Source organism: Rhizobium sp. BK377, assembly GCF_014193935.1.
Taxonomy (GTDB): Bacteria; Pseudomonadota; Alphaproteobacteria; order Rhizobiales; family Rhizobiaceae; genus Rhizobium.
In genome coordinates, this window is the sequence record NZ_JACIAC010000004.1 from 380,040 (window position 1) to 396,288 (window position 16,249).

A 16,249-nucleotide genomic window follows, 5' to 3' on the forward strand; every position below is an offset into this window, starting at 1 on the left:
CCGGGGAGAGCGGTTCCGATTTGACACGAGGTCGTCTCGAAGACCGAGACCGGCGGCGCTGGGAGGTAAGCCGAGATGCATGTGATGATTTTGGGTGCGGCAGGCATGGTCGGCCGCAAGCTGGTCGAAAGAATTGCCCGCGAACCTGACGCGCTCGGCACTACGATCAGTCGATTGACGCTGGTCGATGCATTTCAGCCGCCGGTGCCGGAAGCCCTTCGGTCCCTGTCAAACGCGATGACGTTCGATCTTGCCCGGGCGGGCGTCGCCGACAAGCTGATCGAGGCCCGGCCGGATCTGATCTTTCATCTGGCGGCGATCGTTTCCGGCGAGGCGGAGGCGGATTTCGACAAAGGCTATGCCGTCAATCTCAACGGGACGCGCGCATTGTTCGATGCGATCCGCCATGAGGGTCTGAAATCCGACTATATGCCGCGTGTCGTGTTTGCTTCCTCGATCGCCGTGTTCGGTACGCCTTTCCCTGATGTCATTCCGGATGAGTTTTTCTCCACGCCTCTGACAAGTTACGGTACCCAGAAGGCAATTGCCGAGCTGCTGCTTGCCGACTACTCGCGTCGCGGGATTTTCGATGGCATCGGCATTCGCCTGCCGACGATCTGCGTGCGACCAGGTGCGCCGAACAAGGCCGCCTCCGGTTTCTTCTCCAATATTCTGCGTGAGCCGCTCGCCGGTAAGCCAGCGGTGCTGCCGGTCAGTGACGCTGTCCGGCACTGGTTCGCAAGCCCGAGGGCGGCGGTCGGGTTCTTCGTTCATGCTGCAAAAATCGATACGGCAGAAGTGGGGCCGCGGCGCAACCTGACCATGCCGGGGCTCTCGGCCCTGGTTTCCGAGGAAATTGATGCCCTTCGCCGTATTGCAGGCGACAAGGCCGTCGCGTTGATCAGGCGCGAGAGCGATCCTGCGATCGAACGTATCGTTGCCGGCTGGCCGACCCAGTTCGACGCGAAGAGAGCCTCCGCACTCGGCTTTAAGGCGGAGACAAGTTTCGACGAGATCCTGCAGGTGCATATCGAGGACGAACTCGGCGGGAGGATCGGATGAGTGGAGGTTCCGGTGTGCAGCCGAAGATTGCCCTGGTGACCGGTGGTGGTACGGGCGTTGGCCGTGCGATTGCCAAAGGGCTCGGTGCGGCCGGCTACAGGGTGGTCATCTCTGGACGGCGCGCCGAGATTCTCGAGAAAGCCGCTGCCGAACTTGGGAGCGAGACAGGTGCGGAAGTGGTCGCAGTCGGTGCCGATGTCGGCGATCCAGTCTCGGTGAAAGCATTGTTCGACACGATCGCAAATCGGTATGGCCGCCTCGATCTGCTGGTCAACAATGCCGGTGTCTCGGTGCCGGGCGTACCGCTGGAAGATGTGTCTTTCGAAGACTGGAGCGCCATCGTGTCGGCCAATCTGACGGGCGCCTTTCTCTGCACGCAACAGGCGTTCAGGCTGATGAAGAGCCAGACGCCGCGTGGCGGCCGCATCATCAACAATGGCTCGGTTTCGGCAACGACGCCACGCCCCAATTCCGCGCCCTATACGGCGACAAAGCACGCCATTACCGGTCTTACAAAATCGACTGCGCTCGATGGGCGTGAATTCGATATTGCCTGCGGCCAGATCGATATCGGCAACGCGGCAAGCGACATGACGAAGAGGATCGCCGCCGGCGTCCTTCAGGCCAACGGCACGACTGCCGCGGAGGCGACCATCGACGCCGCCCATGTTGCCGATGCGGTCGTCTACATGGCGGGTCTGCCGCTGAGTGCCAACGTGCTGACGATGACGGTCATGGCGACCAAAATGCCCTTTGTCGGGCGCGGATAACCGGCGGCAGCCGTCGGAAAGCCTGAGTAGACGAATACATAGCATGTAGTGCTCGATATCTGGGAGGAGGGAGTATGGCAGGCGTTCAATTCGCGGATGTACGCAAATCGTTCGGTGCGTTTCCGGTCATCAAGGGCGTAAACATCGATATTGCGGATGGCGAATTCGTGATCCTGGTCGGACCGTCAGGCTGCGGCAAGTCCACGCTGCTGCGCATGCTGGCGGGGCTGGAAAACATCTCCGCGGGCGAAATCCGGATCGGCGGGCGGGTGGTGAACACCTTGCCGCCGAAGGATCGCGACATCGCGATGGTCTTCCAGAACTACGCGCTCTATCCGCACATGACGGTGCAGCAGAATATGGGCTTTTCGCTGATGCTCAACAAGGCGCCTAAGGCCGAAGCCGAAAAGCGGGTGAAATATGCCGCCGGCATTCTCGGGCTCGATGCGCTGCTCGACCGTTATCCACGCCAGCTTTCCGGCGGCCAGCGCCAACGCGTCGCCATGGGCCGCGCCATCGTGCGCGATCCGGAAGTCTTCCTTTTCGATGAGCCGCTCTCCAATCTGGATGCGAAGCTGCGCGTCGCCATGCGAGCCGAGATCAAGGAACTGCACCAGCGGCTGAAGACCACGACCGTTTACGTCACCCATGACCAGATCGAAGCGATGACGATGGCCGACAAGATCGTCGTCATGCATGACGGGATCGTCGAACAAGTGGGCTCGCCTCTGGAGCTCTACGACAAGCCGGTCAATCTCTTCGTCGGCGGCTTCATCGGCTCGCCGGCGATGAACATGATCAAGGGCAGGCTCGATCCCGAAAACACAAGCCGCTTCATCACCGCCGATGGCACGGCGCTGCCGGTTGCCAATGCGCCGGACAGCGCAAGAGGCCGTGACCTGATCTACGGACTTCGTCCGGAATATATCTTGCTCGATCCCAATGGCCTGTCAGGCGAAATTGTGGTGATCGAGCCGACCGGCTACGAGACGCATCTCACGCTGAAACTCGGCGGCAGCGATCTCAATTGCGTCTTCCGCGAACGCGTCAATGCGCGCCCAGGCGAAAGCTTGAATGTCGCAATCGACGCCTCGCATGTTCATCTTTTCGATGCCGAAGGCGGCCAGAGGTTGACCGGCTGACGCCTTCAGCGGAGCGCGGGAGAGGAGGAGTCTTCCGTTCATCCGTCAGCAAGCATCCCATTTCCGGATGCAGGTACCGTCGTTCATCGAGCGGGAGATGGATGTCGGAGAATCTCTCCCGCTTTTTTAATGAGGAGGAATATCATGACAATCAAGAGACGTGAATTTCTTGCTGCTTCGGCGGCCGCAGCCGGCGTCGCCGGTCTGGGCATCAGGCCTTCCTTCGCACAGGCCGAACCGACCTATAAGCCGGAAAGCGGCGCGAGCCTGCGCCTGCTGCGCTGGACGCCCTTCGTCAAGGGCGATGAGGACGCCTGGCTTGCAAACACCAAGAAATTCACCGAGGCCACCGGCGTCGAGGTCCGCATCGACAAGGAGAGCTGGGAAGATATTCGCCCGAAGGCCGCAGTCGCTGCCAATGTCGGCTCGGGGCCTGACCTCATCATGTGCTGGTTCGACGATGCCCATCAGTATCCGGACAAGCTGGTCGACTTGACGGAACTCGCCAATTATCTCGGCAACAAATATGGCGGCTGGTACGACGGCTTGAAAGGTTATGCTTCGCGCGGGGATACGTTCATTGCCATGCCGCTGACGACGATCGGCAATGCGGTCGTTTATCGCGATACCCACGTGAAGGCGGCCGGCTTCAGCGAATTTCCGAAGGATACGGCAGGCTTCCTCGAGCTATGCAAGGCGATGAAAGCTAAGGGCACCCCCGCCGGCTTCCCGCACGGGAAGGCCGTCGGCGATGGCAACAACTATGCCCATTGGCTGCTCTGGAGCCATGGCGGCAAGATGGTCGACGAAGGCGGCAAGGTGACGATCAACAGCCCGGAAACGCTGGCTTCGATCAACTACGCCAAGGAGCTCTATGCGACCTTCATTCCGGGCACGGAAAGCTGGCAGGACGTCAACAACAACCGTGCCTTCCTTGCCGGCCAGGTTTCGCTGATCGCCAACGGCGTTTCGGTCTATTACACCGCTAAGAACGACCCGAAGCTCGCCGACATCGCCAAGGACATCCGCACGACGAACTTCCCGATCGGGCCTGTCGGCAAGAGCGTGGAACTTTTCCAGACGAGTTCGCTGCTGCTCTTCAAGCACAGCAAATATCCAGAGGCCGCAAAGGCCTATATCAAGTTCATGATGGAAGCCGATCAGATGAACGCCTGGATCCAAGGCTCCAGCGCTTATTGCTGCCAGCCTCTGAAGGCGTTTGCCAAGAATCCGATCTGGACTGCCGATCCGGTCCATGCGCCTTACGCGCTTGCGTCCGAAAAGCTGCGTCCGAACGGCTACGCCGGACCGCTCGGCTATGCCTCGGCGGCGACTATGGCGGACTACGTGCTGGTCGACATGTATGCCGCCGCTGTCACCGGCCAAAAGTCGCCAGAGGATGCGATGAAGGAGGCCGAGCGCCGGGCAAACCGCTACTACCGCGTTTGATCCCATCTTTCCAAGACTTGCGGCATGCCGGAAACGACGTGCCGCAAGCCCCTAGGGCATATCGCAATCTGGAGATAAGCAATGTCGACGGTGAATTCCGGAGATACGCGCGGATCGGCATCCTCGCTCCTGCAGAACAACAACGTGCTCGGCTTCCTGTTCATGCTGCCGGCGGCGGTCTTCCTGGTCTGCTTCCTGACCTATCCGCTTGGGCTCGGTGTCTGGCTCGGTTTCACCGATACCCGCATTGGCCGCGATGGTATCTTCATCGGTCTGGAAAACTACCAATATCTGATGGACGACAATGTCTTCTGGCTGTCGGTCTTCAACACCGTCCTTTATACGTTCATCGCATCGCTGCTGAAGTTCGCGCTCGGCCTGTGGCTTGCGCTGCTTTTGAACCAGCATCTGCCGTTCAAGAGTTTTTTCCGGGCGATCGTGCTTCTGCCCTGGGTCGTGCCGACCGTGTTGTCGGGCCTGGCCTTCTGGTGGATCTACGATTCCCAGTTTTCGATCATTTCCTGGTCGCTGATGCAGCTTGGCCTGATCGATGCGCCGATCAACTTCCTCGGCGATCCCACCAATGCGCGCATTTCAGTCATTATCGCCAATGTCTGGCGCGGGATTCCCTTCGTGGCGATCTCGCTGCTTGCCGGTCTGCAGACCATTCCGGCTTCGCTGCAGGAAGCCGCCTCGCTTGACGGGGCGACCAGCTGGCAGCGTTTCCGCTATGTGACGTTGCCGATGCTGACGCCGATCATCGCTGTCGTGATGACGTTCTCGGTGCTCTTCACCTTCACGGATTTCCAGCTCATCTACGTGCTGACCAAGGGCGGGCCGGTCAACGCCACGCATCTGATGGCGACATTGTCGTTCCAACGCGGCATTCCCGGCGGCCAGCTCGGCGAGGGTGCCGCGATCGCAGTCGCCATGATCCCGTTCCTGCTCGGCGCGATTATGTTCAGCTTCTTCGGTCTGCAGCGCCGCAAATGGCAGCAGGGCGGTCAGGACTAGGGAGAAAGATATGTCGACCAATTCCAACACCGCCAATGCCGCCCTGACCGACAATGTCGAAGGCATGAGTTATCTGAACCGCCTGCCGCGGCGGGTGGTGATGCTCTATCTGCCGATGGCGGTCTTCGTCTTCGTGCTGCTCTTCCCGTTCTACTGGATGGCGATCACCGCGGTGAAGCCAAACGAACAACTGACCGATTACAGCAATTACAGTCCGTTTTGGGTTGTCGGGCCGACGCTTGCCCATATCAAATATCTGTTCCTCGAAACGTCTTATCCGGGCTGGATGTGGAACACGATCCTTGTCGCCGTCTGCTCGACCTTCCTGTCGCTGGTGGCATCGGTCTTCGGTGCCTATGCGATCGAGCGTGTGCGCTTCACCGGCTCGCGCTCCGTCGGTCTCATCATCTTTCTGGCCTATCTCGTGCCGCCATCGATCCTGTTCATTCCGCTTGCCTTCATCGTTTTCAAGCTCGGCATCTATGACTCGCGCCTCGCGCTGATCTTCACCTATCCGACCTTCCTCATTCCCTTCTGCACATGGCTTCTGATGGGTTACTTCCGCTCGATTCCGTTCGAGCTCGAGGAAAGCGCACTGGTGGACGGCGCCAATCGGTGGCAGATCCTGACGAAGATCATCCTGCCGCTGGCGGTACCCGGTCTCATCTCTGCCGGCATCTTCGCCTTCACCCTGTCATGGAACGAGTTCATCTACGCCCTGACTTTCATTCAGTCGTCGGAGAACAAGACGATCCCGGTTGGCGTGCTGACCGAACTGGTGCGTGGGGACGTGTTTGAGTGGGGATCGCTGATGGCGGGAGCGCTGTTCGGCTCGCTGCCCGTCGTCATCCTCTACTCGTTCTTCGTGGACTATTACGTCTCGTCGATGACGGGGGCGGTCAAGGAGTGAACAAGGACTAGAAGCTGCCCTCACGCGCTGACCGACCGTTCTTCTTCCGCCAATCCGTGAACGCTTACCGGCGCTTCGCTGGTCGCCGGGCAGAGGGCTCGTGACGGTCGAATTGCCGGGTATTGTCCTGGTTACGCGGGATATTGTCATTGACGAAGGGACGAATTTCGCGGCTTTGCAAACCATGCAATTAATTGGTCGGTTGCCAAAAAACCATAATTGCCCCACCTAGATCGCACATCGACAACAGGCATTATGAATTGGATCAACGCCGGATGCGCATAGCCTACGTTTTTTTTGGTGCATTTCTTGCAATCGCGCAGTCCGCCTATGCTGAAGTCGCGGCACTGCCTGTCCTGGCGCCGCAAAAGCAACAGGCGCAAGCTGCTCAGCTGAGCGCACAACTTCTCACGCGATACAGCTACAGACCTATTCCACTCGACGACGCCTTGTCTGCCAGGATCATGGACCGGTTCGTCAAATCACTGGATCCGGACCACATGCTCTTCCTGCAAGCGGACATCGACAAGTTCATGTCTGACCGCAGCGAGATCGACGATGCCATCGATCGCAAGGATTTGAAGATCCCGTTTGCCATCTTCGCCGCGTACGAGCAGCGTATCGTCGACCGCATGAATTACGCGCGCAGTCTGCTTAAGCAGGACTTCGATTTCGGTGTGCAGGAAAACTATTCCGTATTGCGCGACAAAGAGCCCTGGCCGCAGACGGAAGCCGAAAGCAATGAGCTTTGGCGCAAGCGCGTCAAAAGCGATTGGTTGCTGTTGAAGCTCGCCGGAAAAACCGATGCCGCTATTCGCGAAACGCTCGACAAACGTTACGCAAACGCTATCGAGCGAGCCTACCAGTATAAAAGCGATGACGTCTTTCAGTCGTTCATGGAGGCCTATGCGACATCGATCGACCCGCACACGGACTATTTCGGCGCAACGGCTTCGGCCGATTTCAATATCTCGATGAAGCTTTCGCTGGTTGGTATCGGCGCTGTCCTGCAGGAGCGCGACGATTATACGACGATCCGTGAGCTCGTACCTGGCGGTCCGGCCCAGTTGTCCGGCAAGCTCTCTATCGGAGACCGTATTACCGGCGTCGGTCAGGGCAAGGACGGTGCGATAAAAGAAGTGGTCGGCACGCGCCTCGATGAAGTCGTGCAATTGATACGCGGAAAAAAAGGCTCCGTCGTGCGCTTGGATATCCTGCCGGCGGATGCCGGAGCAGATGCCACGCATCGCGTCGTCAGCCTTGTGCGCGATAAAATCAGTCTCGAAAAGCAGGCTGCCAGGAAGACTGTGCTGTCGGTAAACGTCGGCGAGGCCACCCGCAAAATCGGGGTGATCACGCTGCCGACATTCTATGAGGATTTCGAGGCGCGGCACAAAGGGGACAAGGACTACAAAAGTGCAAGCCGTGATGTCGCGAGGCTTCTCGATGAACTGAAGCAAGAAAAGGTCGACGGCGTTCTCGTTGACGTGCGCAACAATGGCGGCGGTTCATTGGATGAGGCGATTGATTTGACCGGTCTGTTCATCGGCAATGGCCCGGTCGTCCAGCAACGCAGTAGCGATGGTAAGGTCGCGGTCAGAAGCGCTGAGTTTGCAGCGCCTGTCTGGACAGGCCCGATGGGTGTTCTGATCAATCGCGGTTCGGCATCGGCGTCGGAGATTTTCGCCGCGGCAATCCAGGATTACGGTCGCGGCGTGATCGTCGGCGAACCCAGTTTCGGAAAGGGCACGGTTCAGACCGTCGTTGATCTCGATCAGATGGTTCACAACAGCAAACCCGAATTTGGCGAGCTGAAAGTAACGATCGCGCAGTTTTTCCGAATCAACGGCGGTACGACGCAACTGCGCGGCGTGACGCCTGATATCAGTTTGCCTGGACTGTCCGACCCGAAGAGCTTCGGCGAGACCAGTTATGATAATGCCCTGCCGTGGGCGCAGATCAAGCCCCTGAACTACGCCCCCGCGGATATGATCTCGAAATGGCTGCCGACATTGCAAAGCCGCCATGACGCGCGGGTCGGGAGCGATCCGGATTTCCAATCTTTCGTGAAAGATATCGCCGACCTCAAGGCGCAGCGCGAGAAAGGCGTCGTTTCCCTCAACGAAGCCGAGCGTCGCAAAGAAGCGGCTGCGCGAGAAAATCGCAGGAAATCTCGAGCGCAATTGAGCGATGGTGAAGATCCCGGCGCAGATGATGGCCTGGAATCAAACGAGCGCAGCCTGAGTGCTGACATTGCCATTGAAAATGCCCGCAAGAAGGCAAAAGACCTATTGCTGAACGAGGCATCCGCCATCCTTGCCGACGTGGCGGATTTGCAGGAAGGCGTGCTGAGGGCAGCCACGAAACAATCGGGAGACACAGTCGGGAAGTAGTCAGGCTCGAGCGCTGCAAGCGCACTTTCGACGATGGCGACCGGCCGAAGCGATCTCAGCTTCGGCCAGCCGGCGAAAGGATTAATTACCGCCAGTCACCATCGCGGTCCCAACGGTCGTAGCGTCTGTATTCACGCCAGTCGCGATCGCGATCCCAACGACCGTAACGTCTGTATTCCCAGCCGCGATGCGGACGATCCCAGCCGTAAAAGCGTGGCGGCGGCGGTGCCCATCGATTGGGTCGGCAAAAGCCGCGCGGGCTCAGATGGTAACCGCGGCCACATGCATAATCGACCGTCATGACGTTTGCGACGGCTGGCGCCGTGACACGGCCAACAGGCGCGGCATTTGCGGCTCCAGCTGTTACTCCGGCTGCGAGAAGGGCCACCGTGACTAGAAGTTTTCGCATCTTCGTTACTCCGATTGTCAGGGGATTTAGCACCCGTCCTGGTGAACCGATGCTGAAAGCGTCGTTCACCTGAGTGACAGCTTCAGCTGCTAGTCGCGCTCCCAGCGATCACGCCGGTAATCGCCCCGTCGATCGTTGGTGTCAGGATCGGACGTCCGCAAATGTTCCAGCACTTGCAGAACTGCGTCGGTGCAATCCTTGGTAGAATCCCCGTCGGCACACCTGATGTCGATCCTGGTCTGGCCGTTCTCGATGTGAAACCGGGCGCCGCGCTCCCGCGGCTGCGAACGCCAATCATGGTCCACACGCTCTTCGTTCTTGCTTGAGACATTTGGCGGAAGTGGATTTTCTCTGCCGGATTCTGGCGCTGGGGATGGAGGCGGCGATGGTTCAGATGGGGCCTGAGCAAAGGCGCAAGTAGCAATCAACCCAAAGACTGCCGCCGGTAGTCCTATGATTCGTTTCATGACGTCACCTCGCTTTGTGCGAAGGTAACGAAGGGTCGAGGCAATAGTTCCTATTGTGGAGCTGCGACAGGGGCCTCCTGGCGAGAAACTTGGCTGCACCGCTACCAACGGCACGACGTGATCAGATACTCAATGAAGGCCCTGCAGCCGGTTCCGTCGCTCACTCAACAATTCATGTTGAACCAAGTCTCTCGCTTCCTTCGAAAGACCATTCGGCCCGGATAGTCCGAGCTCGATTAGCCTCGTCTCGATTGGCTGGGGAACTCTATCCGCTTCATGCTGGCAAAGCCTCACAAGCCACTTCCATTCGTCGCTTGTCATGTCCCTTCGCGCGACCATCAACTGCCTCCCACCTCACAACAATCATCTTTTTTAGGAATACCACAATTCTCGCCGAAAGGCAGCCATGTTAGCCGCCTCACAAGCGAGCTTTGGGGCTCGTTCGACCGAAGCTGTTGCGAGATTGCGAGGTTATTCCGACTTCATTCTCGCCCCGCTCGGCGGGCGGGGCTCTTCGTGTCAAAATATTCGGCAAGAAGTTCAAATTGAAAGAACATGCTCAATTAGATTTTTATGGGCAGGCTGCTTCAATAACCGAGGATGTAACGGCTCCTGTGCATATCGGAAGGACTATCTCATGCGGCTCTCCAGGATTATCGGCGTTCTCTGTCTCTCCACGACTCTGGCGCTGGCGCCTCTTAATGCCATCTTTACCGATCTCTCGCCTGCCTTCGCCAAGGGCGGTAACGGCGGTGGTGGCGGCAACGGTGGGGGTAACGGCGGCGGAGGTAATGGCGGTGGCGGCGGTAACGGTGGAGGCAGTGGAGGCAGTGGCGGTGGTGGGGGCGGCCATGGCAGCGGCAACAGCGGCAGTCACGGCGGCGGGAGCGGCGGTGGCGGGAAGGGGAGCGCCCGCTCTGCCGGCAAGACCGAGAGCGGCCGCACTGCAGAAAACTCGGGCAAAACCACGAAGTCGACTAAACACACCGTCAGCGCGAAGAATACGGCCAGAAAGACGACCGTCGCTACAGCGCCTGCGACAAGGCCAGCAAAGAAACCGGCAGCAGAGCTTGCTGGACTGAACTCGCTGAAGCGTAACTATCACGCGTTGATGAACACCGCGGATCCCAGGATGGCCGCGATCTCAACTTTCGCCAACGCCTACGCGCAGTATGAATTGGCAAATGGCGTTGCCCCGCCGGCTGACGATCCGGTTTTGGGCGACGCGGCTCTGACCGCAGCGCTGGCTTCGGCGACAAAGACGGGCACCGTCAGCCCCGAAGCTTTGAGTTGGGCAAAGGATAGGCTCGGCATCGGCACGGCTGTTGGAACGATCGACCAGATGAGAGAGGCGATGGCCGCCGCAGCCCCGGCGGCAGAGACGCCAACAACCGAACCGCCGGCTGGCGAGACGGCTGAGGGTAGCGAGACGGCTGACCCTGCCGTGGCTGCGGAAGGCTCCGAGACCGGAACGGAGAGTACGGCGACAACGACCGAAGCCGCACAAAGCGTGGATGCGACAGAGACCTCCGCCACGAGCAGCGAGACAACGAACCCCTGATCTTCCCTAGGGGATCTTTCGGTCTCGCTGGCTTCATTGCCCCTTGAGTGACAAGGGGCAATGTCGGCTCTGTCCTAAGGGCTTGCTACGGCTCAGCTTTGGCAATCGGAAGCCTGCGCCTTCCGCACGGTGTTGTGCCGGAGGCTCTGCCTTTCGGCCGCCGCAAGCGCTCTTCGAACTCTCTCACGGGACGGCTGTCGCTCGAGTCTCAGGCAAAGGCTAGCCGTCATTCGCCCCGCGGAAACCGCTGGTTCTCCTCCAGCACGTTCAGATCCATGTGATTGCGCATGTAGCGCTCGGCAGCCTTTTGCAGGGGTTGATAATCCCAGGGATAATAGGATCCTTCACGCAACGCAGGATAGACGACCCAGCGCCGTGCTTGGCTTTCTCGAACCGCCGCATCGAAACTTGCGAGGTCCCAGCGCAGTTTGGTTTGATTGAGGAGCGCGTCCAGCGTGTTCGCATGGGCCGGATCGTCGGCCAGATTGACGAGCTCGTGAGGGTCGTGCTGAAGATCGAACAACAAAGGAGGATCCTTTTCGCAAACGGTAAGCTTGAAGCGGCCGTCGCGAATAGCCACCAACGGTGCGATCGATCCTTCGGCAGCATATTCCATCAAGACGGGGCTGCGCCTGCCCGAGCCATCCACCAGTTGCGCCAGATTCTCGCCATCCGTCCAGTTGGCAATCGCCGCGATATCGAGACCGGCAAGGCCGGCAAGTGTCGGCGTGATGTCGAGCGTCGAAACCGGTTGATCAATCACCGCGGGTCGCCAACCGGGCGCGGCGATCATCAGCGGCACGCGGGCAGACCCATCGAAAAAACACATCTTGAACCACAGGCCGCGCTCGCCGAGCATGTCCCCGTGGTCCGAGACGAACAGGATGACGGTGTTGTCGCGCATGCGTCCGCGCTCCAAGACGTCGAGGATTTCCCCGACTTTCTCGTCGACATAGGAGATATTGGCGAAATAGCCGCGCCTGGCCCGGCGAATCTGCTCGGCGGTAATATCGAAGGCCGTATGGTCGCAGGCCTCGAGCAGGCGTTGCGAATGCCGATCCATCTCATCGAAAGGCAGTGGCGGAACGGTCGGGTCGAGGGCTGGGCAGTCCTCGTAGAGATCCCAGAATTTGCGCCTGGCCACATAAGGATCGTGAGGATGGGTGAAGCTGACAGTCAGACACCAGGGACGGTCGTCTTGACGGCGCGACAGGTCGTAGAGCTTTCGGGTAGCGTTGTAGGCAACCTCGTCGTCGTATTCCAGCTGGTTGGTAATTTCCGCAATTCCGGCACCCGTGACGGATCCAAGATTATGATACCACCAGTCGATGCGTTCACCAGGCTTGCGGTAATCGGGAGTCCAACCGAAATCGGCCGGGTAGATATCCGTCGTCAGGCGTTCCTCAAAGCCATGCAACTGATCCGGTCCGACGAAATGCATCTTGCCCGACAGGCTGGTGTGATATCCGGCCGCCCTGAGATGGTGTGCATAGGTCGGAATGTCCGAAGCAAATTCGGCCGCATTGTCGTAGACGCGCGTCCGGCTCGGCAGCTGCCCCGACATGAAGGACGCGCGCGCCGGCGCGCAGAGAGGGCTTGCCGTATAGCTATTGGCAAAACGAACCGACCGTGACGCCAGTTCCTTCAGGTTCGGCGCATGAAGGAACTCTGCCGGTCCGTCGGGAAACAGCGTGCCATTCAGCTGATCGACCATGATGATAAGAATATTGGGGCGGGCCATGTGTTGCGACTGCTCGTTGCTTGAAGGGCTGAAGGGTCTAGGGATGCATTCGCCGCCAGTTGACGACCACTTGACGGAACCGCTTGTCGGCGGCGGTCAGCAGGCGAGCGCCGGTCAGATCTAACATTATCATCAGAAGCGGCACTGGTCGTCGCATGAGTGATCCTCTGGGCAGCGTGGATGCACCGGATGCTGTAAGAAATAGCCGAATTGGGGACGACGAACTATCGCCCCGCCGACATCAGTTGTTCCGGCCGCTCGGGCAGCCGTCTTTTCCAGCCACGGACCTGTCGGCGACACGAACGGTCGCGGCAGGACAGGCGTCATTGCGGAGCGTGTGCATGATGCAGTGTTGGCTGTTTGGCCAGCCGCCTCGACGGTGCCTTGCGAGCACGCGGAAGGAACTTGATGTCGATTGCCCGACCGATGCCCACAGAAGAGAGCATTCTGGAATTCCTGGAGATCTGCGAAGGCTTTTATCCGCCTGATGCGGTCGAGGCATCGATCGAGCAGCAACGGCAATGGTACGATGCGCTCTGCGCGCGGTTTGACCACGCTCTGCCGCAGGGGCTGGTCTATGCCGATGGTATGGTGCAGCGCATCGCGATCCGCCGCTATCGGCCGCGGACGATCACGACATCGACCGTTCTCCTCTATCTTCACGGCGGCGGTTTCGTTGTCGGCTCGCTCGAAAGTCATCATTCGATCTGCGCTGAAATCGCCGATTTTTCCGGCGCTGAACTCGTTTCCGTCGACTACCGGCTGGCACCCGAATACCGCTGGCCAGCGCAGAGCGAGGATTGCTTCCTCGTCTTGAAACACCTGCTGTCGTCCCCCGGAAGCAAGGTCGTCGTCATCGGCGATAGCGCCGGCGCCAATCTGGCGGCGGGGCTCGCCATCAGAGCGCTGGAGGAGGGCCTACCCGGTGTCGCCGGTCAGGTCCTCGTCTATCCGGCATTGGGCGGCGACCTGCAGAAGGGCTCCTATGTAGAAATGGCAAATGCACCCGGCCTGACCGCGGCTGATGTCGCCTATTATCGCGAAATCCTGCAGGCTCCCTCGCACCATCCCGTCGCCGCGCCGCTTCACGCGGTATCGGTCGAGGGGCTTGCACCTGCCTTCATCACGGTCGCGCGGTTCGATCCGTTGCGAGACGACGGGCGCACCTACGCTGCCCGGCTTGCCCGGGCTGGCGTGGAGGTCTGGTTCCGCGAGGAACCGCAGATGGTGCATGCGTGGCTGCGAGCTCGCCATATGAGCGAGGGTGCCCGGGCAGGCTTCAAGGCGGTCTGCGAGGCAGCACGGCTCTTCGCATCGCGCTGACGGCTACATCAGGTCGCGAGCGATTGCCGTCTCGCCAAAATCCTTCTCAAAGATCTTTATCCCGCCTTCATGGGCGACCACGGTGGCGGCGATGATCCAGTGTGTTGCCGTGCAGGCAATCGATGCTGTCGCAACCGTCGTCACGGACCAGCCGGGGCGCTGCATGTCGCAGGTCCAGGTGGATCGGCCCGTCATCGATAGCGGGTCGTCCGGCGCGATTGACCAGGTTTCTTCGCGCAGCTGCCGGGTGGAAAGACCGGTGCCGGGATGCTCGAAAAGGCCGGTATCCTCATGGATTTCATAGCGCGTGACGCCGGCCGAGAGATCGCGCACCACCTGCCGTTTTGTGGAGGCGGGTGCGTGTTCGATATATTTCGGCAGGGGATCGGGATTGTCGGGCTGCTTGATGTCGATGATCTCATGCGCGCCGAGCTTGGGCAAAGCCAGACCAATGGAGGCGATGTCGATTGTCAGCCCCGGATCTTCCGGAGGGGGCAGCACCATCGGCCAATAGGCCGTTGATAGCGAGAGGCGGATACGGTGTCCCTTGCGGAAACGATAGCCGCAGGCATCGAGCGTGATGGTAATGATCGTCAGCTCCCCCTTGTTCAGCGGCTCCGGTGCAGCATTGCCATTGCGATGAGCGAGATTGAGCACGCCGAAGGAGACGCGCGTTGCCGTGCCGTCTGGATGGACATCGACGAGTCTTGCGCAGAGATTGGCGGTTTCGGCGTCGCATCTGAGCCTCAATGTGACGGCGGGGCGTCCGAGATAATCATGGTCTTCGACCAGTGGCGCGGTCTGGAAGGTCAGCGATCCGGCGTCATCGAGGCGCTGATCGATCGCCAGCTCCGCATCCGGCTTCAGAGTGAACCATTCGCCTGAGGAAGTGCCCGTATCGAGCGGCGAGCGCAGATAAACGGGATGTTCCGGCGCATGTGGGATCGGCATGCCTTCCATCAAGGCGCCGAACTGCTCGACATAAAAGCACTGCATGTCCGGCTGCTGCCAACTATGTTTGGCGATCCAGAAACCAGGGTCGAAATCGCGGCGCGTGGCGGGCTTTATCGCATCGAGAATATAGGCGCGTAAAGATGGCGTAGCCTCCGCCCCGTTACCCTCGCCGCGCAGCCAGCGGTTCCACCAGGCGATGGCTTCGCCATGAAAATCGGCCCGCGGCTTCGGCCAGGCGAAATGCGGATATTTGTGGATCCACGGACCGATCAGCGCCTTCGCCTTCTCGCCGAGACCCTCAACGGCCAGCAACGGCGTGTTGCGATAGCCATCCGCCCAGCCGGCGATGACGATGGCGGGAATATCGAAGCCCGCGAAGCCTTCGCAGATCGATCCATGCCGCCAGAAATCGTCACGGCGCTGATGCTCCAGCCATTCCTCCAGAAAAAAGGGTTCCTGCTCCAGGCGCTGTAGCCACATATCGCGCCAGTCGTCGCCGACGATGGCCGGATCGGGGGCGCGCGATTGGTAGGCAAGCATGGTCGCCGCCCAGGAAAGCTGGGCGGAGAGATGGCAGCCGTTCTTGTAGTGGATGTCGTCATTATAGCGGTCGACCGTGGACGCGATCGAAATCACCGCCTTGAGCGCCGGGGGCTTCAAGGCTGCGACCTGCAGGCAGTTGAAGCCGCCCCAGGAAATGCCCATCATGCCGACAGAGCCGTTCGACCACGGTTGCGCTGCGATCCAGGCGATCAGCTCGCAGGCATTGGCAAGCTCGAGTTCGGTATATTCGCCATCGATGATGCCGCTGGATTCGCCGGAGCCTCTGATGTCGACACGCACGCCGGCAATCCCGGCTGCAGCGAAGACGGGGTAGGTGGATTCATCACGCAGGCTTGTCCCGTCGCGCTTGCGATAGGGCAGGAACTCGAAGACCGCCGGCACGGGATCCTTCTCCGCACCGTCGGGCATCCAGATGCGTGCGGCGAGCCGCGTGCCGTCCTTCAAGGTGATCCACTGATTTTCGATGGTCGTGAAGCTGCGGTCTGACATC

12 protein-coding genes are annotated in these 16,249 nt (G+C 59.8%); 9 read left to right on the top strand and 3 right to left on the bottom strand.

All coding sequences use genetic code 11. The features are described 5' to 3' along the window. Nucleotides 1–75: 75 nt before the first annotated feature. The 7 genes from denD (at nucleotide 76) to FHT92_RS18935 (ending at nucleotide 8,740) form a co-directional block, all read left to right on the top strand. Nucleotides 76–1,062, top strand: coding sequence for a D-erythronate dehydrogenase (denD, locus tag FHT92_RS18905; protein WP_183828159.1), 987 nt, complete (start codon nucleotides 76–78; stop codon nucleotides 1,060–1,062). Further along, nucleotides 1,059–1,832, top strand: coding sequence for an SDR family oxidoreductase (locus FHT92_RS18910; protein WP_183748124.1), 774 nt, complete (start codon nucleotides 1,059–1,061; stop codon nucleotides 1,830–1,832). The genes denD and FHT92_RS18910 overlap by 4 nt, the downstream gene beginning before the upstream one ends. A 74-nt stretch (nucleotides 1,833–1,906) precedes the next feature. Then, on the top strand, nucleotides 1,907–2,974 hold the full coding sequence (locus FHT92_RS18915; RefSeq protein ID WP_183828162.1) for an ABC transporter ATP-binding protein: 1,068 nt from the start codon (nucleotides 1,907–1,909) through the stop codon (nucleotides 2,972–2,974). Between the two features lie 144 nt (nucleotides 2,975–3,118). Next, nucleotides 3,119–4,423: an ABC transporter substrate-binding protein gene (locus FHT92_RS18920; RefSeq protein ID WP_183748128.1), complete on the top strand. Its 1,305-nt coding sequence runs from the start codon at nucleotides 3,119–3,121 to the stop codon at nucleotides 4,421–4,423. Between the two features lie 81 nt (nucleotides 4,424–4,504). Further along, nucleotides 4,505–5,437: a carbohydrate ABC transporter permease gene (locus tag FHT92_RS18925; protein WP_183748130.1), complete on the top strand. Its 933-nt coding sequence runs from the start codon at nucleotides 4,505–4,507 to the stop codon at nucleotides 5,435–5,437. Nucleotides 5,438–5,447: 10 nt separating this feature from the next. After that, nucleotides 5,448–6,347 (top strand): carbohydrate ABC transporter permease, encoded by a 900-nt coding sequence (locus FHT92_RS18930; RefSeq protein ID WP_183828165.1) that lies wholly within the window; start codon nucleotides 5,448–5,450, stop codon nucleotides 6,345–6,347. 275 nt (nucleotides 6,348–6,622) lie between these two features. Then, a complete protein-coding gene (locus FHT92_RS18935; RefSeq protein WP_183828515.1) occupies nucleotides 6,623–8,740 on the top strand; it encodes a carboxy terminal-processing peptidase in 2,118 nt (705 codons plus the stop codon). A gap of 85 nt (nucleotides 8,741–8,825) precedes the next feature. Here the strand turns inward: FHT92_RS18935 and FHT92_RS18940 are convergent, their stop codons facing one another. Continuing rightward, on the bottom strand, nucleotides 8,826–9,149 hold the full coding sequence (locus FHT92_RS18940; protein ID WP_183748134.1) for a GCG_CRPN prefix-to-repeats domain-containing protein: 324 nt from the start codon (nucleotides 9,147–9,149) through the stop codon (nucleotides 8,826–8,828). Nucleotides 9,150–10,253: 1,104 nt separating this feature from the next. On the opposite strand from FHT92_RS18940, the gene FHT92_RS18945 reads away from it, so the two are divergent. Continuing rightward, nucleotides 10,254–11,177: a hypothetical protein gene (locus FHT92_RS18945; RefSeq protein WP_183828168.1), complete on the top strand. Its 924-nt coding sequence runs from the start codon at nucleotides 10,254–10,256 to the stop codon at nucleotides 11,175–11,177. Nucleotides 11,178–11,403: 226 nt separating this feature from the next. On the opposite strand, the gene betC is transcribed toward FHT92_RS18945, so the two are convergent. Beyond that, on the bottom strand, nucleotides 11,404–12,918 hold the full coding sequence (gene betC / locus FHT92_RS18950) for a choline-sulfatase (protein WP_183828171.1): 1,515 nt from the start codon (nucleotides 12,916–12,918) through the stop codon (nucleotides 11,404–11,406). A gap of 408 nt (nucleotides 12,919–13,326) precedes the next feature. Between betC and FHT92_RS18955 the strand changes: the two genes are divergently transcribed. Then, nucleotides 13,327–14,241, top strand: a complete 915-nt coding sequence (locus tag FHT92_RS18955) for an alpha/beta hydrolase (protein ID WP_183828174.1) — start codon at nucleotides 13,327–13,329, stop codon at nucleotides 14,239–14,241. 3 nt (nucleotides 14,242–14,244) lie between these two features. On the opposite strand, the gene FHT92_RS18960 is transcribed toward FHT92_RS18955, so the two are convergent. Beyond that, nucleotides 14,245–16,248 carry a CocE/NonD family hydrolase gene (locus FHT92_RS18960; protein ID WP_183828177.1) on the bottom strand — a complete coding sequence of 668 codons (2,004 nt, stop codon included), beginning with the start codon at nucleotides 16,246–16,248 and terminating at the stop codon, nucleotides 14,245–14,247. Nucleotide 16,249: the final 1 nt, after the last annotated feature.

Bases quoted from the DNA above. Each gene is read 5' to 3' on its own strand.
- denD (WP_183828159.1), top strand. From the start codon at position 76: ATGCATGTGATGATTTTGGGTGCGGCAGGCATGGTCGGCCGCAAGCTG.
- FHT92_RS18910 (WP_183748124.1), top strand. From the start codon at position 1,059: ATGAGTGGAGGTTCCGGTGTGCAGCCGAAGATTGCCCTGGTGACCGGT.
- FHT92_RS18915 (WP_183828162.1), top strand. From the start codon at position 1,907: ATGGCAGGCGTTCAATTCGCGGATGTACGCAAATCGTTCGGTGCGTTT.
- FHT92_RS18920 (WP_183748128.1), top strand. From the start codon at position 3,119: ATGACAATCAAGAGACGTGAATTTCTTGCTGCTTCGGCGGCCGCAGCC.
- FHT92_RS18925 (WP_183748130.1), top strand. From the start codon at position 4,505: ATGTCGACGGTGAATTCCGGAGATACGCGCGGATCGGCATCCTCGCTC.
- FHT92_RS18930 (WP_183828165.1), top strand. From the start codon at position 5,448: ATGTCGACCAATTCCAACACCGCCAATGCCGCCCTGACCGACAATGTC.
- FHT92_RS18935 (WP_183828515.1), top strand. From the start codon at position 6,623: ATGCGCATAGCCTACGTTTTTTTTGGTGCATTTCTTGCAATCGCGCAG.
- FHT92_RS18940 (WP_183748134.1), bottom strand. From the start codon at position 9,149: ATGCGAAAACTTCTAGTCACGGTGGCCCTTCTCGCAGCCGGAGTAACA.
- FHT92_RS18945 (WP_183828168.1), top strand. From the start codon at position 10,254: ATGCGGCTCTCCAGGATTATCGGCGTTCTCTGTCTCTCCACGACTCTG.
- betC (WP_183828171.1), bottom strand. From the start codon at position 12,918: ATGGCCCGCCCCAATATTCTTATCATCATGGTCGATCAGCTGAATGGC.
- FHT92_RS18955 (WP_183828174.1), top strand. From the start codon at position 13,327: ATGTCGATTGCCCGACCGATGCCCACAGAAGAGAGCATTCTGGAATTC.
- FHT92_RS18960 (WP_183828177.1), bottom strand. From the start codon at position 16,248: ATGTCAGACCGCAGCTTCACGACCATCGAAAATCAGTGGATCACCTTG.